This is a genomic window from Klebsiella sp. GFKo11 (assembly GCF_056490265.1).
This window is the reverse complement of the sequence record NZ_CM151369.1, coordinates 6,224,868-6,244,437: the sequence shown is the minus strand read 5'-3', so window position 1 is coordinate 6,244,437 and position 19,570 is coordinate 6,224,868. Positions and strand designations below refer to the sequence as shown.

17 protein-coding genes are annotated in these 19,570 nt (G+C 52.2%); 11 read left to right on the top strand and 6 right to left on the bottom strand.

The window, feature by feature from the left end; translation table 11 throughout:
- The 3 genes from ptsP (at position 1) to AC07P6_RS29875 (ending at position 5,484) form a co-directional block, all read left to right on the top strand.
- A complete protein-coding gene (gene ptsP, locus AC07P6_RS29885) occupies positions 1-2,487 on the top strand; it encodes a phosphoenolpyruvate--protein phosphotransferase (RefSeq protein ID WP_478315315.1) in 2,487 nt (828 codons plus the stop codon).
- Between the two features lie 172 nt (positions 2,488-2,659).
- The gene (locus tag AC07P6_RS29880; RefSeq protein WP_434660903.1) at positions 2,660-3,367 is read left to right on the top strand and encodes an oligogalacturonate-specific porin KdgM family protein; all 708 of its coding nucleotides are present in this window, start codon (positions 2,660-2,662) and stop codon (positions 3,365-3,367) included.
- A 29-nt stretch (positions 3,368-3,396) separates the two neighbouring features.
- Positions 3,397-5,484 (top strand): metallophosphoesterase, encoded by a 2,088-nt coding sequence (locus tag AC07P6_RS29875; protein WP_478315313.1) that lies wholly within the window; start codon positions 3,397-3,399, stop codon positions 5,482-5,484.
- Positions 5,485-5,518: 34 nt separating this feature from the next.
- Here the strand turns inward: AC07P6_RS29875 and rhaT are convergent, their stop codons facing one another.
- Positions 5,519-6,553 (bottom strand): L-rhamnose/proton symporter RhaT, encoded by a 1,035-nt coding sequence (gene rhaT, locus AC07P6_RS29870; RefSeq protein ID WP_478315312.1) that lies wholly within the window; start codon positions 6,551-6,553, stop codon positions 5,519-5,521.
- A 292-nt stretch (positions 6,554-6,845) separates the two neighbouring features.
- On the opposite strand from rhaT, the gene sodA reads away from it, so the two are divergent.
- From sodA to AC07P6_RS29845, 5 genes are all read left to right on the top strand, one after another.
- A complete protein-coding gene (sodA, locus tag AC07P6_RS29865) occupies positions 6,846-7,466 on the top strand; it encodes a superoxide dismutase [Mn] (protein ID WP_110276139.1) in 621 nt (206 codons plus the stop codon).
- 71 nt (positions 7,467-7,537) lie between these two features.
- Entirely contained in the window at positions 7,538-8,212 is a 675-nt protein-coding gene (gene yiiM, locus AC07P6_RS29860; protein WP_478317112.1) for a 6-hydroxyaminopurine reductase, read from the top strand.
- 228 nt (positions 8,213-8,440) lie between these two features.
- Positions 8,441-9,145, top strand: coding sequence for a UTRA domain-containing protein (locus AC07P6_RS29855; protein ID WP_434660900.1), 705 nt, complete (start codon positions 8,441-8,443; stop codon positions 9,143-9,145).
- Positions 9,146-9,153: 8 nt separating this feature from the next.
- Positions 9,154-10,110, top strand: a complete 957-nt coding sequence (locus tag AC07P6_RS29850) for a sugar phosphate isomerase/epimerase family protein (protein ID WP_478315311.1) — start codon at positions 9,154-9,156, stop codon at positions 10,108-10,110.
- A gap of 125 nt (positions 10,111-10,235) precedes the next feature.
- Positions 10,236-11,486, top strand: coding sequence for an MFS transporter (locus AC07P6_RS29845; protein ID WP_434664309.1), 1,251 nt, complete (start codon positions 10,236-10,238; stop codon positions 11,484-11,486).
- Positions 11,487-11,526: 40 nt separating this feature from the next.
- Here the strand turns inward: AC07P6_RS29845 and cpxA are convergent, their stop codons facing one another.
- Together cpxA and cpxR are read right to left on the bottom strand one after the other, a co-directional pair.
- Positions 11,527-12,900 (bottom strand): envelope stress sensor histidine kinase CpxA, encoded by a 1,374-nt coding sequence (cpxA, locus tag AC07P6_RS29840; RefSeq protein ID WP_110276143.1) that lies wholly within the window; start codon positions 12,898-12,900, stop codon positions 11,527-11,529.
- Positions 12,897-13,595 carry an envelope stress response regulator transcription factor CpxR gene (gene cpxR, locus AC07P6_RS29835; RefSeq protein WP_110276144.1) on the bottom strand — a complete coding sequence of 233 codons (699 nt, stop codon included), beginning with the start codon at positions 13,593-13,595 and terminating at the stop codon, positions 12,897-12,899. The genes cpxA and cpxR overlap by 4 nt, the downstream gene beginning before the upstream one ends.
- Before the next feature lie 149 nt (positions 13,596-13,744).
- Here cpxR and cpxP point away from each other — a divergent pair, with 149 nt between their 5' ends.
- The 3 genes from cpxP (at position 13,745) to pfkA (ending at position 16,469) form a co-directional block, all read left to right on the top strand.
- Positions 13,745-14,248: a cell-envelope stress modulator CpxP gene (gene cpxP / locus AC07P6_RS29830; RefSeq protein WP_181484219.1), complete on the top strand. Its 504-nt coding sequence runs from the start codon at positions 13,745-13,747 to the stop codon at positions 14,246-14,248.
- A 158-nt stretch (positions 14,249-14,406) separates the two neighbouring features.
- The gene (gene fieF, locus AC07P6_RS29825) at positions 14,407-15,303 is read left to right on the top strand and encodes a CDF family cation-efflux transporter FieF (RefSeq protein ID WP_112216337.1); all 897 of its coding nucleotides are present in this window, start codon (positions 14,407-14,409) and stop codon (positions 15,301-15,303) included.
- 203 nt (positions 15,304-15,506) lie between these two features.
- Positions 15,507-16,469 carry a 6-phosphofructokinase gene (gene pfkA, locus AC07P6_RS29820; protein ID WP_182235499.1) on the top strand — a complete coding sequence of 321 codons (963 nt, stop codon included), beginning with the start codon at positions 15,507-15,509 and terminating at the stop codon, positions 16,467-16,469.
- Between the two features lie 60 nt (positions 16,470-16,529).
- Here the strand turns inward: pfkA and rraA are convergent, their stop codons facing one another.
- The 3 genes from rraA to hslU all read right to left on the bottom strand — a co-directional run bounded on the left by rraA (position 16,530) and on the right by hslU (position 19,561).
- Positions 16,530-17,015 carry a ribonuclease E activity regulator RraA gene (gene rraA / locus AC07P6_RS29815; protein ID WP_181484216.1) on the bottom strand — a complete coding sequence of 162 codons (486 nt, stop codon included), beginning with the start codon at positions 17,013-17,015 and terminating at the stop codon, positions 16,530-16,532.
- Between the two features lie 92 nt (positions 17,016-17,107).
- Positions 17,108-18,034 carry a 1,4-dihydroxy-2-naphthoate polyprenyltransferase gene (gene menA / locus AC07P6_RS29810; protein WP_182235500.1) on the bottom strand — a complete coding sequence of 309 codons (927 nt, stop codon included), beginning with the start codon at positions 18,032-18,034 and terminating at the stop codon, positions 17,108-17,110.
- A 192-nt stretch (positions 18,035-18,226) separates the two neighbouring features.
- Positions 18,227-19,561, bottom strand: a complete 1,335-nt coding sequence (gene hslU, locus AC07P6_RS29805; protein ID WP_110276150.1) for an HslU--HslV peptidase ATPase subunit — start codon at positions 19,559-19,561, stop codon at positions 18,227-18,229.
- Positions 19,562-19,570 lie beyond the last annotated feature (9 nt).

Genomic DNA, 19,570 nt, shown 5'->3' with positions numbered 1-19,570 from the left:
GTGTTGAAAATTCCTTTTATCTGCCCGCTGGAAAACGGGCTCCATGCCCGGCCGGCCAGTGAACTGGAGCAACGCGTCAGCGCATTTGATGCCCGAATTGAGCTGTGTAATTTGCGTAACCAACGACGGGCAGACGCGCGCAGCGTACTGGCGATGATTGGCGCGGATGTGGTCTATCAGGACCCGTGTGAACTGTTGATTAACGGTCATGACGAAGACGCGGCGTACCAGGCGCTGAGCCGGTTTATTCATGATGAATTTGCCGGATGCGATACGCCCGTTGCGGCGGTCGCCGATCGCTCTGAGCAGCCTTTACCGGTGTTCCTTGCACAGACGACATCGCCGTTTGTGCGCGGCAACGGCGTGAGTCCGGGGCTGGCTCAGGGCAGGACGCTGCTGCTGGGGGCGGTTGATCTGCAGGCGTTGGCGCAGCAGCAAGAGTCTGAAGAACCCGCAATTCAGCATAAAGCAATGCAACATGCGTTGGCTCAGGTTCGCCAGCAGCTGCGCCAGGAGCATCATCATGCGCAAGGCGACGCGGCGGCGGTATTGCTGGCGCACAGTAAACTGCTTGATGACGCACTATTGGAAAGCACATTACTTGCGCCGCGCCAGCAGAGAAATGCCGTGGCGGCGTTGGCTCAGGCGTTGGATGAACTCTGCGCTCCGCTGCGTGAAAGCCGAAGCGCCTATTTACGCCAGCGGGTGCTGGATCTGCAGGACCTCGGGCTGCGCCTGGCGGCTCATCTGACAGCGCAACCGCTCATCACGCTTGCGCCTCTGCAGCAGGATACGATTGTGATAAGCCCGACGCCGATGACCCCCGGCCAGCTTCTGGCGCTGCGCGGCCCGAGGCTGAAGGGGATTGTTATGGGCGATGGCGGCGAAACGTCGCATACGGTGATTCTGGCGCGTTCGTTTGGTATCCCGCTGCTCAGCGTGGTAACGGCGGATTCAGGGCAGATCCCCAGGGGTGAAGCGCTGCTGCTTGATGCTCGCCATGGCGTAGCCATTCTCTCCCCGGACGCGCTGGCGCAGCGCTGGTATCAGCTGGAAACGGAAAAACATCAGCGTATTGCTAACCGGCTGCAGCCGTTTATCGACCAGCCAGGAGTCACGCAGGATGGCGAGCGCGTAGCGCTGATGGCGAATATTGCGCTGGCCGCGGAAGCCGATGCGGCGTTTGCTGCCGGAGCGCAGGGGATTGGGTTGTTCCGCACGGAAATGCTGTTCTGCGAGCGTAGCTCACCGCCTGACGAAGAAGAGCAGTATCAGGCTTATCGCCATGTCCTGGAGCAAGCTCAGGGCCGCAAAGTGGTGATCCGTACGCTGGATATTGGCGGCGATAAACCCTGCGACTACCTGAATTTACCCGAGGAAGAGAACCCGTTCCTCGGCTGGCGCGGCATTCGTCTTTATCCCGCGTTTATGGCGCTTTTCACCTCCCAGATGCGGGCGCTATTGCGCGTCAGCGCCGCCGGGCCGTTGCATATTATGGCCCCGATGGTGGCGACGCTGGAGGAAGTTAAGTGGTTACATACGCAGTTCCAGCAGACTCAGGCTGAGCTGACGACCCAGGGCGTGGCGACCGGAACCTGGTCGCTGGGCATTATGGCTGAAGTCCCCTCAGTGCTTTACTTACTGGATAAAGCGGCCGCCTGGATTGATTTTATCTCTATTGGCAGCAATGACCTGGCGCAGTACTTTCTGGCCTGCGACCGGGGTAATGCCAGCGTGCGGCATCTTTACAACTATTTCGATCCGGCATTTTTGCAACTGCTGCAAGAGATGGTGGCGCGGGCGCATCGTGCGGGCCTGGAGATTAGCCTGTGCGGTGAAATGGGTGGCGATCCGCAGGCGCTGCCGCTGCTGCTAGGAGCCGGGCTGCGCCATGTCAGTATGTCCGCCAGTCGTATCGGTAGCGCGAAAGCGCAGCTGGCTACGCTTTCCGCCGTTGAATGCCAGCAGAGGCTGCAGCTGGCCGTGACGGGCGAGAGTGCGCAAGAGGTGGCGGCCCTTGTGAAAAAACAGTCGACAACCACCTTCCCGGTGTTCGATCCCCGTCTGATCTTGCTCGATCGGGCCGTGGACTCCAAGGCCGAAGTGATTAAGCGCCTGACCGATAACCTTGAAATTGAGCAGCGCGCCTGCTGCGGGGCGGAAGTAGAAGCGGCCATCTGGCAGCGTGAGGCTATTTTTTCTACCGCGTTGGGTTTTGCTATCGCGCTCCCCCACTGCAAATCGCCCGCCGTTACCAGCAGCAGCGTGTCGGTTATGCATCTCGCTTCGCCGCTAGCGTGGAATGAGGAGGTTTCCGTCTCGTTGGTGATCATGCTGACGGTGAGCGAACAGGAGAAAGGCGATCACATGAAGATATTTTCGCGGCTGGCAAGAAAACTAATGCATGCTGATTTTCGCCAGCAATTGCTGGAGGGTAATAACCCGCAGGCGGTTGCTGAATTACTGCAACGGGAGATTGCGATGTAATTATTTTGTCCGTTGCTGAACGATAATTTATTTATGTACTGGTTTTTATCTGCTCTCAGGGCAGCGGCATCGTGCTGCCTTTATTTGTTAATAATATTTTTTCGCAGCCAAGAGGAGGATCATTTTTAGTTGGTTTTCTTATTTTAATAAATTAATAAAATGGATAATTCTTATGAAAAAACAATACCTCTGTGGACTATTTTTAGCAGCAAGTTTTTCCTCGCACGCAACCTATATTGATTATCGGCATGAGTGGTTGGGCGATCAGCATAAACAAGAAGATCGTATTAAAATGGGCCATTCTTTAAATAACGGTATTTACTTTAGCGTTGAGGGGAAGTGGGAAAGTAAACAAGGCGGTTTTCTGGATAATCTCTCTTCTAAAGGCAATGAATTTGAGCTTGGCTACAAATATAAGCTTCTGGGCAATCTCTCCATCACTCCCTCCTTCGCGCTGGATTCAGGGGAGCGTGATACGGCTTATAAGTTTAGTGTGAAGAGCGTCTATAACTGGACTGACGCATTCTCCAGCGGGCTTCGGCTGCGCTACGCTGTCCGCGACTATGAGCGTGAGTATGACCCGGATAGAGCCAGCCAGCACTACTGGCAGGCAAACTTATATCTTGGTTATCGGATTTATGATGTCTCTTTTGATTACGATTTTGAATATAAATTCGATACCGACTACCCGGCATTGCGCGGTAAAGAAAAAGACTATGTGCATAATGTGACGGTAGCCTGGAGAGGAAACAAAACCTGGGTGCCGTATGTCGAATTAGGGTATGTTTCATATGATGATGGCTCCTATGAAAAAGATGGCAAAACTTATCGTGATGCCTGGGAGATGCGTTATCGCGTAGGTATTACCTACAACTTCTAATTATTTTTTGATAAAAATAAGGAGATGTAATGAGAGTAATTTCCATTGCCGGAATAGCGGCATTTATGCTCTGTAGCCATGTCGCTTCGGCTACAGAAAATTATCAATACCGTGTCGCATTTATGCCGGATATCCATTTTCATGATGTGTACGGCGAATTTCAGGATGGTGCATTTAGCGGGCTGAAGAATAGCAAAAGTGGGCAGAATGCGATGATTCGCACCATGTATGCGCAGCTTACGTCAACGCGATTATTCAATGAAAACTACTTTGCCCTGCGCGCGGCGCTGGACGATGCCGGGAAAAAGGGGATCAAACTGATCGCGCTTCCTGGTGATTTTAGCGATGACGGGCAGTCTGTGCATATCCGTGGATTGGTGACCTTGCTGAAGGAGTATGAGCAAAAATATGCCATGCGATTCTTTGCAACACCGGGCAATCATGATCCTAACCGGCCCTTTGATTTACCCGATGGAGAAGAGGATTTCTTAGGGCAGGGAGGAAAAACGCAGCGTATTTTTAGTTTTGGCGCCAAAGAGTGTACGGGCTATCAAGGGAAAACCGCGCTTATCCCGACAGGTGCGGAACTGCCAACCATCTGCAGCGAGGAGATGGTGAGCCGCGGTTATGAGTACATCATGAACATGATGGCTCCGTTTGGTATCGATCCGCTGCCTGAAGATATTTACTGGGAAACGCCTTATTCATCCTACGGGCAGCAGGATTACACGTTTGACAAAGCAAAACAGGCCAGCGACTTCCGCCAGCGGCAATATGAGATTTGCGCCCAGGGAACCGGAGGTTCATATCGACAACCAGGTTATGGCCCTTGTTTTACCGTCGCTGACAGCAGCTATCTTGTTGAGCCGATACCGGGTCTATGGCTGTTGGCCGTTGATGCGAATGTCTATGTGCCGCGCGAGGATGCGGATATGGCGAATCCGCAGTCCGCTAAAAACTTCGCGGGTTCAGGTGATGCTGGTTACAACAAAATGCTCACTCACAAGCAGCAGGTCGTGGCGTGGATGACGTCCGTTGCCAGGCGAGCAAAGGAGCAGAACAAGACGCTGATCACCTTTAGCCATTTCCCGATGGTGGAGTTTGATAACGGCGCTGCCAGCGATCTGGAGTCCATCTTTGGCGAAGGCAAATTTCAGTTGAAGCGAGCCCCGAAGGAGGATACCAGCCATGCGTTAGCGAAAACGGGTATTGGCGTTCACGTTGGCGGACATATGCACTTTAACGATACCGGCGTGCGTAAATATCCTGACGGCAGCCTGCTATTTAACATTCAGGCACCTTCCATGGCGGCCTATGTTCCAGCGTATAAAATCCTCAATTTCGCTAACCGTAGCGAAATTGATGTTCAGACCGTTATCCTGGACAGCGTACCGCGCTTTAATGAGCTTTTTGAACATTATCAGCAAGAGTGGGAGCATCTGAAAGCGACAGGATCTGCGCATTTATGGAACAAAGCGGTGCTGGGGGCGAAGGATTATTATGACTTTACTAACTGGCACATCACCGAGCTTACCCGGCTGCGCTTTATTCCTGAAGAGTGGCCGTGTGAAATTCGGCAGATGCTTTTTAGCCTGAACGGCGCGGAAATGCTGACGCTGAGTCAGTTGAGCAGTCATACCTCCTGGCAAGATGTTCTGACCGTACCGATGAGCAGCGATCGTGCCGTGTGCGCTAAAGGAGATGAGCCTCCTGTCAGGGCTATCGGGCAAATCTATCTGCAAAAAAATGCTGGAGCATGGCAGTTGGCGCAGCAAAAAGCGCAAGCTTTGGCTCGGGATGCTGGCATGACGCTGGATCAGTTTGCATCCTGGAACGGCTTTGATTTGGCGGTGGATTTTTATCGCCTGCGCAATGCCGATGAGCTGGCGCTACGCGATATTTCCGCGCAACGCTTACGCGAATATCAGTTGCTAACCCGCACGCTGGCGCAGTCCTTACCTGCTGAGGCTTCAGCGGTGATGGCGGATAGCGATTTCGAGTCCATTTTCCGCCTGCGTTTTGGCAGTATTTTTAGCGTTATCGATAAATACCTGCGGGGAAACCCTTCACGAAATTTCCACCTGAATAGCGAAACGGGGGAAATCTCCGCGCGTTAAAACCTTGCCCCTGCCGATGCGGCAGGGGCAAGAATTAGTTCGCCATTCCCAGGCCGACGATGTTTGCAGCGATGATAATCACCACGCAGCCGAGGCTCAGTACGCCAACCGGACGGCGTCCTGCGTTTTTCCACTCTTTCAGCACCAGGCCAACCAGCCCGCCGCACAAGACATAGAAGCTCATATGCAGCATCCAGCTCATGTAGTCGTACTGTGCCGGAATGCTGGCGTGGCCCCAGGCGTAGAAGAAGAACTGGAGGTACCACATCAGGCCGCCCAATGCGGAAAGCAGGATATTGCTGATGATCAGTGGTTTTGCCAGAGAGAAGTCGGCTTTTATCGACAGATTCTTCACTTTTGCCAGGCGGATAAAGCAGAAACCGAGGTTGACCAGCGCACCGCCGCCCATAATCACCACGTAGCTTGGCAGCGCGGTGTAGAGCGGGTCAACGCCGAGCGCGGCGGCGGCTTCATGCATCGGTTTTGCGGCGTTCATCGCAAAGGACATACCGGCCGAGAAAATGCCGCACATTACCGCCAGTACCAGCCCCTTTTTCAGGTTGAAGTCTTCGGCTTTGATGCCCATTTTGCGCTCTTTGAGCTGGCCTGCGCGAGTGACTATCCCCACGCCAATCACCGCAACCAGCACGCCGAGCAGCGTCATTTGGCCGCCTTTGGTGTTAATTAAGACATCGAATTGACCGTTGAGGATTGGGGTCATTAGCGTGCCGACAATCAACGTAATGCCAATGGCGATACCGATCCCCATCGACATGCCGAGATAGCGCATGGTCAGGCCATAGTTGATATTGCCGATACCCCACATTGCGCCGAACAGGAATACCGGCAGGTGCGTGGAGGCATTAAAGGAGCCGTAGTAGGCCCAAAAATCAGGGAGCAGCATGGCGCTGATGGCCCAGGGGAGTATCAGCCAGGAGACAATCCCGCCGATAGACCACATGGTTTCCCAGGACCAATGTTTAACTTTTTTGAACGGGGCATAGAAACAGGCTGCACTGGCCGCACCTATCAAATGCCAAAAAATACCCATCGTAATCGCGTGATTCATTGATTCTATCCTCATCTATTTTTTTATCGGATAAATCATTTTCCGACCCGATGAGTGTAAAAATCGGTCAGTTTTACTGCCTTCAGCCTGTTGCCACGTAACATCCTTCTTTGGCAACCAGAAGCTTAATTCGTTGTTCTACATCACAAAACCACGTGTATAACCGTCTGTTATAACCTTATTAAAAATACGGCATTGATAAGCGTTTTCAATATCATTTAATTAACTATAATGAACCAACTGCTTACGCGGCATTAACACCTTCCGCCGCTCGACAATAATGGAGATGATTATGAGTTATACACTGCCAGCCCTGCCGTACGCTTATGACGCCCTGGAACCGCACTTTGACAAGCAGACGATGGAAATCCATCACACTAAACACCACCAGGCCTACGTTAACAATGCCAACGCTGCGCTGGAAAGCCTGCCGGAATTCGCTAGCCTGTCTGCTGAAGAACTGATCACCAAACTGGATCAGCTGCCGGCTGACAAAAAAACCGTTCTGCGTAACAACGCTGGCGGCCATGCTAACCACAGCCTGTTCTGGAAAGGCCTGAAAACCGGTACCACGCTGCAGGGCGACCTGAAAGCGGCTATCGAGCGCGATTTCGGTTCCGTTGATAACTTCAAAGCGGAATTTGAAAAAGCGGCTGCTACCCGTTTCGGCTCCGGCTGGGCGTGGCTGGTGCTGAAAGGCGATAAGCTGGCTGTAGTTTCTACAGCGAACCAGGATTCCCCGCTGATGGGCGAAGCTATCTCCGGCGCTTCCGGTTTCCCAATTGTGGGTCTGGACGTGTGGGAACACGCTTACTACCTGAAATTCCAGAACCGTCGCCCGGACTACATCAAAGCGTTCTGGGACGTGGTTAACTGGGACGAAGCTGCAGCGCGTTTTGCCGCCAAAAAATAAGGTTGCATTGTGCTGAGTGAGAAGCGAGTCTGATGACTCGCTTTTTTTATGTCCGCAGCAAGGAGCAGCAGATGCACTATCCGCTAAATGTCTACATTGGGCGCATTCGCGACTATCCCGGCAGCCGCCCGAGCGCAATAAGCAAAATTCAGGTCGATGGTGAATTAACCCTCGGCGATCTCGGCCTTGAGGGCGATGAGCAGGCGGAGAAGAAAATTCACGGCGGGCCGGACCGCGCGCTGTGCCACTATCCGCGTGAACATTATGCCCACTGGGCTCGCGAGCTGCCTCAGCAGGCGGACCTGTTCTGCGCCCCGGCGTTTGGCGAGAATCTCTCGACCGAGGGACTGACGGAGCAAAACGTCTTTATTGGCGATATCTTCCGCTGGGGAGAGGCGCTGATTCAGGTGACGCAGCCACGTTCGCCGTGCTTTAAGCTCAACTATCACTTTGCCGTCAGCGATATGGCGCAGCTGATGCAGAACAGCGGCAAAACCGGCTGGTTGTATCGGGTGGTGGCGGGCGGGAAGGTATCCAGCGATACGCCGCTGGTGCTGGTCTCCCGGCTAAGCGATGTTAGCGTGCACGAGGCTGGCGCGATCGCCTGGTCTATGCCGTTTGATGATGAACAGTACCATCGCCTGCTATCGGCTGCGGGGCTGTCAGTGAGCTGGAGCCGTACCATGCAGAAACGGCGTTTAAGCGGGCAGATCGAAGACAATTCCCGGAGATTGTGGGGGAAATAGCTCGCCCGCTCGTTAGTTTCTCTCTTCTCATATAGGGGCCGATCGCCCCTGCTTTTCCTCTACGCTTTGCCTCATCTATTTAGCGTGGCAACAGGTTTGTGGCCACGTACTTCAGAGCCATTCTTGTTACCTGGTCCACAAAAAAAGCCTCGGTTACGAAAAAAAACTTGAGTATTCCCTGCACTCAAATATCTTATGTGGAAATTGGTTTAAACCAGATTGGGCGATATGAAAGAGAAAAACTATGTTGATGTCCTCAGAGAGCGCTTCGAAAGCTGGCTGAATGAGAAAAATTTACCGGCTGGCGCAAAGTTACCTTCTGAGAGGGAACTTTGTGAGTTGTTGGATGCGAAGCGTATGACCTTACGTCAGGTTCTTATTGAACTTGAAGTTGACTCACGTATTTTTAGAAAAAACCGTAGTGGTTGGTTTATTTCGTCGAAGCGATTCATTTATAACCCTAAATCACTTTCAAGCTTTAATGCTGAAGCACGAGCTCAGGGACGCAATCCATTTTGGGGGTATTTATCAAAAGAGGCCGTTGAGACCGTTCCGCACCATGTTGATCAGGTTTTTCAGGCTTCGGGTAAACAATACCTTATTACTGGGTGGTGTGGCCTTGACGAGCACAAAGTATTTTATCATGAGTCTTATATTAACGCTGAAATTGCTCCGGGTTTTATCCAGAAACTGGAAGATAAATCTTTTGCCAGAGTCTGGGAGGAGGAGTTTGGTTACGTGTTAAATATTAAAGAAATGGTCTTTAAACCGGTCAATATGCCGGAAATGGCTTGTAAGGAATTGGGGGTTGCGCCTAATACCTACGGTATTTTGGTAGAAAAACATCGTGCGACTCATGATAAAAAGGTGGTTCAGATTGACTTTGAATACTGGCGCCTTGAGTCCGTGGAACTTGTTATTCGTGATGAATGAGAAAGATTATGGAAAATATGAATAGAGAATGTCTTGTTGAACGAGCAAAAAATATACGGCTCTATCTCCATGCTTATGCTTTTCATTTAAATATGCGTTATGAACGTATTCTCCCTGGCGATTTGTTGGATATTGCTCATCAACAAGAATTAAAAGGGGTAAAAGTCCATGTCGAAGATGGTGAATCTCAAGCACTACAGAATATGAATAGCCAGCAATTGCAGTGCTTTAAGGAAAAAGCGGCAAACTATGGTCTGGATGTTCATATAGAAACGAGCGCATCGGATCGGGAGACATTGGCTGACGCCATCCGCATCGCGCAGGCAACCGGCGCAACCTCGGTGCGCTTCTACCCTCGATACGAAGGCTATCTAAAGGATGTACTGGAGAAAATTGCCAGTGATATCGCCTGGTTGTCACAGTTTGATGATTGTGGGTTGAGCTTTACGATTGAACAGCATGAAGATTTGCAGGGCCATGAACTGGTGGCGCTGGTGAGAAATAGCGGTATGCAGAACCTCTCCATTTTGTTCGATTTTGGCAATATGATTAATGCCAATGAGCAACCCCTTGCGGCATTAGAGGTGATGTCACCATTAATTACTCAGGTACATATCAAGGATGCCCGAATTATTAAAGAAGGAAAGGGCTGGGGGCATGAAGCTTGTCGTTCCGGGTATGGCGATTTACCAATGAAAGAGATGCTCAGGGCATTGTTGCTTTTAGGCGAGGATAAACCGCAAGTCCTCTCCTTTGGTCTTGAAGAAGAAGTGGAATATTATGCGCCCGCATTTCGTTTCGATGATGAAGGTGATAATCCCTGGATCCCGTGGCGAGAAGCGAGCTATACCCCTTTGCCTGATACTCATTTGGTTGATGCTCGCCTGGCACAGGAAAAAGAACATGCCCTTGCGCAAATTAAATACATTCGTGATCTATGCGGTGAATTTATAAATATCCAATAATTTGTAATTAAGTAGTGAAGAATTATGCAGGCTGCGCCATTATTTATGGTTAGCTGTATGGTTTGTTATTCATTTGATTAATCGAGCTTTTCTCTCAACCAGCAATGAGGGTGTGAATTATGTTCATGAATAAATGGGCACGGCTGTGCTTTTTGATTTTGGGGGGAGGCACAATATTCAAGCTCTCCAGCATGAAGGATGTATTTTATGTACCAATGCAAAATGACTGGGGATTAACAAATACGCAAATTGGTCTAAGCTTTACGGTATATACAATCGTTCAGACCGCAGGGCTTTTTCTCTCGCTATATATCGCAGATCGTTACTCTAAAAAGATACTATTACCCTTTGGTTTAATCGGTGTTGGTTTATGCGGTCTGTATTTATCGACTTTGCCATCCTTCACCGGGTATCTGGTCTGTTTTGCCGCCATGGCCTTTTTTGCTGATGTAGTTTATTGGCCGGTCTTGCTGAAAGCGGTTCGCTTGCTCGGTACGCAAGAAGAGCAGGGACGTATGTTTGGCTTTTTAGAGGCCGGACGCGGTGTGGTGGATGTTATTGTTGCCTCCGGTGCGCTATTTGTTTTTGTCCATTTCGGCGAAGGAAAAGCGGGCATGCAGGCTGGTCTGCTGTTCTATACGATAATCACGCTGGCGGCGGGCGTTATTACTTACTTTATTGTCGATGATGACAAAGTAAAAGGCGGCGAAAAAGCCAGCGCCAACATCGAAGTGTTAAAAGGCATTAAACATATTTTATCCTGCCCGAATGTCTGGCTGGCTGCTTTTGGTATCTTCTTCGTGTACGCCGCTTATTGCGGGCTGACGTACTTTATCCCGTTCCTGAAAGATATCTATATGCTGCCGGTCGCGTTGGTTGGGGCGTACGGCATTATTAACCAGTATGCGTTGAAAATGGTCGGTGGACCGATTGGGGGATTGCTGGCTGATAAGGTTGCCAAATCACCCACGGTTTATCTGAAGTGGACGTTCCTGATCTCTGCTATCGCCATGATTATCTTTATGCAGCTGCCCCATCAGTCTATGAATGTGTACGTGGGAATGGCGGCAACGTTAGGATTTGGGGCGATTATTTTCTCGCAGCGCGCCATTTTCTTCGCACCAATGGATGAGATTGGTACACCGCGTGAGTATGCTGGTTCTGCCATGGCCTTTGGCTGCATTATTGGTTATATGCCAGCGATGTTTGCCTATACGCTGTATGGCTGGCTGCTGGACACCCACAGCGGCATCACCGGCTACAACTACGTTTTTAGCGTGATGGTTGCGTTCAGCTTAATGGGGTTTGTCTGCTCGACGCTGCTGGTTAAGCGGATTAAGAAGCAAAAACTCACGGCAACAACTGCGGCAGCATAAGATCTGAGCTTCCCCGGAAATGGTATTCCGGGGAAGTCCGTTATGAACGTTTGTACAGCGGCAGCCAGATGGTTAAGCGCAAACCGCCCAGCGGGCTGTCGTCGGCTTTCACCCAACCGCGGTGCTGCTGAATGGCGGCTTCAACAATCGCCAGCCCCAGGCCGGTACCGCCAGACTCGCGATCGCGCGCCTCGTCGGTCCGGTAGAACGGACGGAAAATTTGCTCGCGATCTTCCGGACTGACGCCCGGACCGTCGTCATCGACGTTCACCGTAATTCCGTCTTTATCCACCGAGAAGCTCACTGAAATCTTCGTATGCGAGTAGCGCAGCGCGTTACGCACGATATTCTCCAGCGCGCTTTCCAGCGCGTTGGGGTTACCGTACAGCGGCCATGGCCCTGGCGGATACTCCACAGTGAACGATTTCCCTACCTGCTCGGCTTCAAATGCGGCGTTATCCAGCACTTCACCCCAAAGCTGATTAGCTTTTACCGTCTCGCTGACCAACGCGTTGTTAGCCTGATTACGCGACATCACCAGCAAATCGTTGATCATGCTGTCCAGCCGGTGCGCTTCCATTTCGATGCGCTCCAGTTCTTTGCTCTCCCCACTGCGGCGGCGCAGCAATGCGGTGCCTAACTGCAGGCGCGTCAACGGCGTGCGCAGCTCGTGGGAGATGTCGGACAGCAGACGATGCTGGCTGGTCATCATGCGTTCCAGCGCGGTCACCATTTGGTTAAAGCTGGTCCCGGCGGCTAAAAACTCCTGCGGGCCGGCTTCCAGTTCCGGATGTTGACGCAGGTTGCCCTGAGCGACTTCATCGGCGGCGTTTTTCAGCTTACGCGCGGGCTTAGCCAGACTCCATGCGAGCCATAGCAGCAGCGGGGCGCTGACTAACATCGTGACGATCAGCAGCAATAACGGCCGGTCAAAGAGCAGATTGATAAAGTCTGATTGCGACGTGTTGGCAGGGCGGATCAGATAGAGCTGGTAGTTATCTTCGCCATCCCGCACGGAAAAGGGCCCGACCATTTCCAGACGACCATAGCGCTTTTTCTGCGGATGGTCGGCGTTATCCGCCTGGCCGATAAAGTTGCGGATAATCTGCATCTCGTTGCGTTCAGCACCGATAACGCGTCCTTCGCTGGTCACCAGCAGCAAGCGCTGGCCCGGCGGAGCCCACTTATCGATGGCACGAAACAGACGACGCCACCACATCAGGTCGTTTGGCGGATCGGTCGCCAGTTCGGCCTCGACGTGCTGTTCAATCATGATGCCCTGACGTTGCTCGCTCTCCAGCAGCTCGGTCATCTGGCGCGAGTCCAGCTTGGGCAGCATCAGAACCAGCATCAACACCAATGCCAGCGTGAGCCAGAAAATAGCGAAGATGCGTGCGGTTAAACTTCCAATCATGAAGCCGATACCATCAGATAGCCGCGTCCGCGCAGAGTTTTAAACCACGGATGGCCGTCTTTGCGCTCTGGCAGCTTACGCCGCAAGTTGGAGATGTGCATATCGATAGCGCGGTCAAACGGCGTTAGACGTTTGCCCAGCACTTCCTGGCTCAAGTGTTCACGCGACACGACCTGGCCGAGATGCTGCGCCAGCAGGTAGAGCAGGGTGAACTCGGTGCCGGTCAGCTCCAGAGTCTGTCCATCGAAGCTGGCTTCCTGGCGACCCGGGTTAAGGCTTAGGGCATCCACTTCCAGCGTCGGCGAACCAGCTTCGGTCACTTGCTGCTGCTCGCTCCAGTGGGAACGGCGCAGAATAGCGCGTATACGCGCCACCAGCTCGCGATCGTTGAACGGCTTAGGCAAATAATCGTCCGCGCCCAGCTCAAGGCCAAGAACGCGATCCAGCTCGCTGCCGCGGGCCGTTAGCATGATAACCGGGGTCTGGTGTGTCTGACGCAACTCTTTGAGCGTATCGATACCGTTTTTCTTCGGCATCATCACATCAAGCAAAAGTAAATCGACGCTGTCGTCAAGAAGGGCCAGCGCCTGTTCCCCGTCATGGGCGACAAGCACATTAAAACCTTCCATATCGAGCAGCTCTTTTAACAGGGAGGTGAGCTCCCGGTCATCATCTACTAACAGGATTTTATTCATTGTTTAAATACCTCCGAGGCAGAAATTACGTCATCAAGGCCCGCTAATCCATGACTTTACGTTGTTTTACACCCCCTGACGCATGTTTGCAGCCTGCATCGTAAACTGTCTCTCGTTGAATCGCGACACAAACGTTTTGGGAGTATGTGATGCGCAATGTTATCGCTGCCGTCATGGCCTCAACGCTGGTGCTAAGTGCATATAGCCAGGCTGCTGAAGTCGTCACCAGCGTTAACTGGCTACCCGGAGATGTCGGGGCACAGCGCAGCGGCCAGAGCCATATGTTTGACGGCATAAGTTTAACCGAACACCAACGACAGCAGTTACGTGATCTTATGCACCGGGCACGCCACGACAGGTTACCCGTTAATGTTAGCGAAATGGAGACAATGCATAGCCTTGTCACCGCAGAAAATTTTGATGAAAACGCTGTACGCGCTCAGGCAGATAAGATGGCGCAGGAACAGGTTGCCCGCCAGGTTGAAATGGCAAAAGTTCGCAACCAGATGTACCACCTGTTAACGCCAGAGCAGCAAGCGGTTTTAAATGCTAAGCACCAGCAACGAATGGATCAGTTGCGTGAGGTTGCAAGGATGCAAAAAGGCTCAGCGATGATGCTTTCCAGTAGTAGCAATACCCTGCAACCCCAGTAACAAACCCTGTTTTCCTTGCCATAGACACCATCCCTGTCTTCCCCCACATGATGTGGGGGTTTTTTTTGCCTGTCATTCGGCCAAATGGCCTCTCCCTTGCTCCCCGTCCCGGCAAAAGATCGGGTTATACTAAGCGCATCGCGAAGTAAGGAGCGTTTATGAATCAATCCTATGGGCAGCTGGTGAGCCGTGCGGCTATTGCGGCAACGGTGATGGCCTCTGCGTTACTTTTGATCAAAATTTTTGCGTGGTGGTATACCGGCTCAGTGAGTATTCTGGCGGCGTTGGTTGATTCGTTAGTCGATATTGCAGCCTCGTTAACCAATCTGTTAGTCGTGCGTTATTCGCTACAACCTGCCGATGAAGAACATACTTTTGGCCATGGTAAGGCGGAGTCGCTGGCCGCGCTGGCACAAAGTATGTTTATTTCCGGCTCGGCATTATTTCTGTTCCTGACCGGTATTCAGCACCTGGTGCGCCCTGAACCGATGCAGGCGGCGGGGGTCGGGATGATTGTGACGCTCATTGCGCTGATAAGCACTCTGGTCTTGGTGACGTTCCAGCGCTGGGTGGTGAGAAAAACCCAAAGTCAGGCAGTACGGGCGGATATGCTTCATTATCAGTCTGATGTTATGATGAACGGCGCAATTCTGGTGGCGCTCGGCCTCTCCTGGTATGGCTGGCACCGTGCCGATGCGCTGTTTGCATTGGGCATTGGCGTCTATATTTTATATAGCGCGCTGCGCATGGCTTATGACGCCGTCCAGTCGTTATTAGACCGCGCGCTTCCTGATGAGGAACGCCAGGATATTATCAATATCGTGACCGCATGGCCCGGAGTCAGCGGGGCGCACGATCTACGAACACGGCAGTCAGGGCCGACTCGCTTTATTCAGATACATTTGGAAATGGAAGATAATCTCCCGCTGGTTCAGGCTCATGTGATTGCCGACCAGGTGGAGCAGGCGATTCTGCACCGTTTTCCGGGTTCTGATGTGATTATTCATCAGGATCCGTGCTCTGTAGTGCCGTTAGCACAGCAGGGTGTTTTATGAGCTTTCGGTTATAGTCTGTAAACTCGATGTAAAAATGTGGGGCGGATCGGCATTATTTGTATAAATTACCGCCATTTGGTCTGACCTGAATCAATTCAGCCAGAAGCGTTTGATATACTATTGCAATTATCGATGGGCACTCCTGGTGAGGGGGCGCTTCAGGCAACAGGATTATTTTTTGCTTCCTAAGTTCAGAGGTAGTCATGATTAAGAAAATCGGTGTGTTGACAAGTGGCGGTGATGCGCCGGGCATGAACGCAGCAATTCGTGGCGTTGTGCGCGCGGCATTAACGGAAGGTCTGGAAGTTTTTGGAATCTATGACGGTTACCTCGGCCTGTATGAAGATCGTATGGTTCAGCTCGACCGCTATAGCGTTTCCGACATGATCAACCGTGGCGGCACCTTCCTGGGATCGGCGCGCTTCCCGGAATTCCGCGAAGAACACATTCGCGCAGTTGCTCTTGAGAATATGAAAAAACGCGGCCTGGATGCGCTGGTCGTTATCGGTGGTGACGGTTCTTATATGGGGGCTGTGCGCCTGACTGAAATGGGCTTCCCGTGCATCGGTTTGCCGGGCACTATCGACAACGATATTAAAGGTACTGACTACACTATCGGTTTCTTTACTGCGCTGAGCACCGTTGTTGAGGCGATTGACCGCCTGCGTGATACTTCTTCCTCTCACCAACGTATTTCCGTTGTTGAAGTGATGGGCCGTTACTGCGGCGACCTGACCCTGGCAGCAGCAATCTCCGGCGGCTGTGAATTCGTCATGGTTCCTGAAGTTGACTACACCCGTGATGATCTGGTGACAGAAATTAAAGCCGGTATCGCCAAAGGGAAAAAACACGCTATCGTGGCCATTACTGAACATATGTGCGATATCCACGAACTGGCTGAGTACATTGAGAAAGAGACTGGTCGTGAAACCCGTGCAACCGTACTGGGCCACATCCAGCGCGGTGGCTCCCCGGTTCCTTATGACCGTATTCTGGCATCCCGTATGGGCGCATATGCTATCGACCTGCTGCTGCAGGGCTTTGGCGGCCGCTGTGTTGGTATTCAGAATGAGAAGCTGGTTCATCACGATATCATCGACGCCATCGAAAGCATGAAGCGTCCGTTCAAAAGTGACTGGCTGGATTGCGCTAAGAAGCTGTACTAAGCTCTTGTGTGAAATAAAAAGGCCTTCTCAGAGAGAAGGCCTTTTTTATGAACGAGGGCGTTACTCAATATCCAGAGCATCCTCTGAGAGAATTATCCCGGTATTATCAGCGTACAGATGGTCACCAGAGAAGAAGGTGACGCCGCCGAAGTTGACGCGAACGTCGCTTTCGCCGATACCTTCACCTGCGGCTCCCACGGGAATGGCGGCCAGCGCCTGGATGCCGATATCCATCTCCTCCAGATCGTCAACCTGGCGCACTGCGCCATAGACCACTAACCCTTCCCATTCGTTTTGTACGGCCAGACGCGCCAGGTCGGCGTCGATTAATGCGCGTCGAACGGAACCACCGCCATCGATTAACAGGATATGACCACGGCCGTTCTGCTCAAGCATATCGTAGAGCAACCCGTTATCCTCGAAACATTTCACCGTGATGATTTGTCCACCAAACGACGACCGTCCCCCAAAGTTGGAGAACAGAGGTTCCACGACGTTGACATCCTCCTGGTAGATGTCACAAAGCTCGGAAGTATCGTATTTCATAGGCTTAACGTTCAGTTGCTGCGAGAATTTTCAGTATATCTCGGGAATCGTGTTGTTGGCAAAATCATCAATTGTTAATTGATATTTGTCAGTTAACCTGCCAGCTTGCTGAGAATAATTCCGATAACAAACAGCAGGTTGGTCAGCAGCGCGCCTTTTACCGTTCTTTCCAGCATCGGGCGCATGGCCACAGGCTCGCGCTCGCGCATCACAAAACGCGCCTGCTTAACCAGCAGCGGCGTAGCCAGCAGGAACAGCCAGCCCCAGGGATTATGCAGCGAGATGAGATTAAACAGCGCCAGGCACAGCGGAGCGCCAATGAGGAGACAGGCATGGTAACGACGAGCGTTAACGGGCCCCAGACGTACGGCGAGGGTGTTTTTGCCGTTATCACGATCGCTGTCGATATCACGCAGGTTATTAATATTTAATACCGCAGCAGCCAGCAGGCCGCAGGCGGTCGCGGGTAAGAAAATGACCGCTTCAATGCTGTGCGCCTGAAGGTACCAGCTTCCGACAACGCTAAGCCAGCCGAAGAAAACCAGCACGGAAATATCGCCGAGACCAATGTATCCGTAAGGTCGGGTGCCGACGGTGTAGGTAATGGCTGCGATAATTGCCAGCACGCCAAGCACCATAAAGCCGATAAAGTCGGCCATGGTTTGCCAGGCTGAGAACAGCAGCGCCAGGCCAGAGAGGCAAATCAGCACCACGGTCAGAATTAACGCGCGTTTCATTTGTGCCTGAGTAATTGCCCCTTTCTGCATACCGCGCAGGGGGCCGATGCGATCGGGTTTGTCGCTGCCTTTGACCGCATCGCCATAGTCATTGGCGAGGTTGGAGAGTATTTGCAGTAAACCGGCGGTAATGATTGCCAGCAGGGCAACCCAGGGATCGAAACTGCCCTGATGCCAGGCAAGAGCGGAGCCGACAATGATGGCGGCAAAGGCCAGAGGTAACGTTTTGGGGCGCAGGCTTTCCAGCCAGGCCTGGGTTTTGTTTATCGGTTGTTCAGTCATAGGTTCCGGCCAATAAAAATGGGGCTCTACCCTTCATACTTCAAGCTGCAGGTACGTTGGCTATAATCATTCACCCCAGTCACGTACTTATGTACGCTCCTGGGGATTCATTCCTTTGCCGCCTGCCTGCAACTCGAATTATTTTGGGTATCTATAGCCCCATCTATAGTGATGAAAATATATTGAACCGGATTATAGGATAAAACGACTCAGATCTTCATCTGCCACCAGAACATCCAGATGTTTACCGACATATTCTGCATCGATAGTCACGCTTTGACCGTTCATTTCGCTGGCGTCGTAGGAGATATCTTCGATCAGACGCTCCAGTACGGTATGCAGGCGACGCGCACCGATGTTCTCAGTGGTTTCGTTGACCTGCCAGGCGGCCTGAGCAATGCGTTTGATGCCATCTTCCGTGAACTCGATATTAACGCCTTCAGTCGCCATCAGCGCTTTATACTGCACGGTGATAGAGGCGTTCGGCTCAGTCAGGATGCGCTCGAAGTCATGGGTGGTCAGTGCTTTCAGCTCAACGCGAATCGGCAGACGCCCCTGCAACTCTGGGATCAGGTCAGACGGACTGGCCACCTGGAACGCGCCGGAGGCGATAAACAGAATGTGGTCAGTTTTCACCATCCCGTGCTTGGTGGAGACGGTGCAGCCTTCAACCAGCGGCAGCAGGTCGCGCTGTACGCCTTCGCGTGAAACGTCAGGGCCTGAAGAGTTGCCGCCACGTTTACAGATTTTGTCGATTTCGTCGATAAACACGATACCGTGCTGCTCAACCGCATCGATAGCATCCTGCTTCAGCTCTTCCGGGTTGACCAGCTTCGCCGCTTCTTCTTCAATCAACAGCTTCATCGCATCTTTGATTTTCAGCTTACGCGGTTTTTGCTTCTGGCCGCCCAGATTCTGGAACATTGATTGCAGCTGGCTGGTCATCTCTTCCATGCCCGGAGGGGACATGATTTCAACGCCCATCGGCGCAGCCGCGAGATCGATTTCAATCTCTTTGTCGTCGAGCTGCCCCTCGCGCAGTTTTTTGCGGAAAGACTGGCGCGCGGCAGAAGGTTCCTGAGGCTGTTCAGCCTGGCCCCAGTTATTTTTTGCCGGAGGGATCAGCACATCAAGGATGCGCTCTTCCGCCAGCTCTTCTGCACGGTAGCGGTTTTTGTCGATGGACTGCATGCGGACCATTTTGATCGCTGCATCGGTCAGATCGCGGATAATCGAATCCACTTCTTTACCAACATAGCCTACTTCGGTGAATTTAGTTGCTTCAACCTTGATAAACGGCGCGTTGGCCAATTTTGCCAGACGACGGGCGATTTCGGTTTTACCGACGCCGGTTGGGCCGATCATCAGAATGTTTTTCGGCGTGACTTCGTGGCGCAGCTCTTCGTTAAGCTGCATACGACGCCAGCGGTTACGCAGAGCGATGGCGACGGAGCGCTTGGCTGCGTCCTGGCCGATAATGTGTTTGTCCAGTTCGCTGACAATTTCGCGTGGGGTCATTTCAGACATGGGAGATCC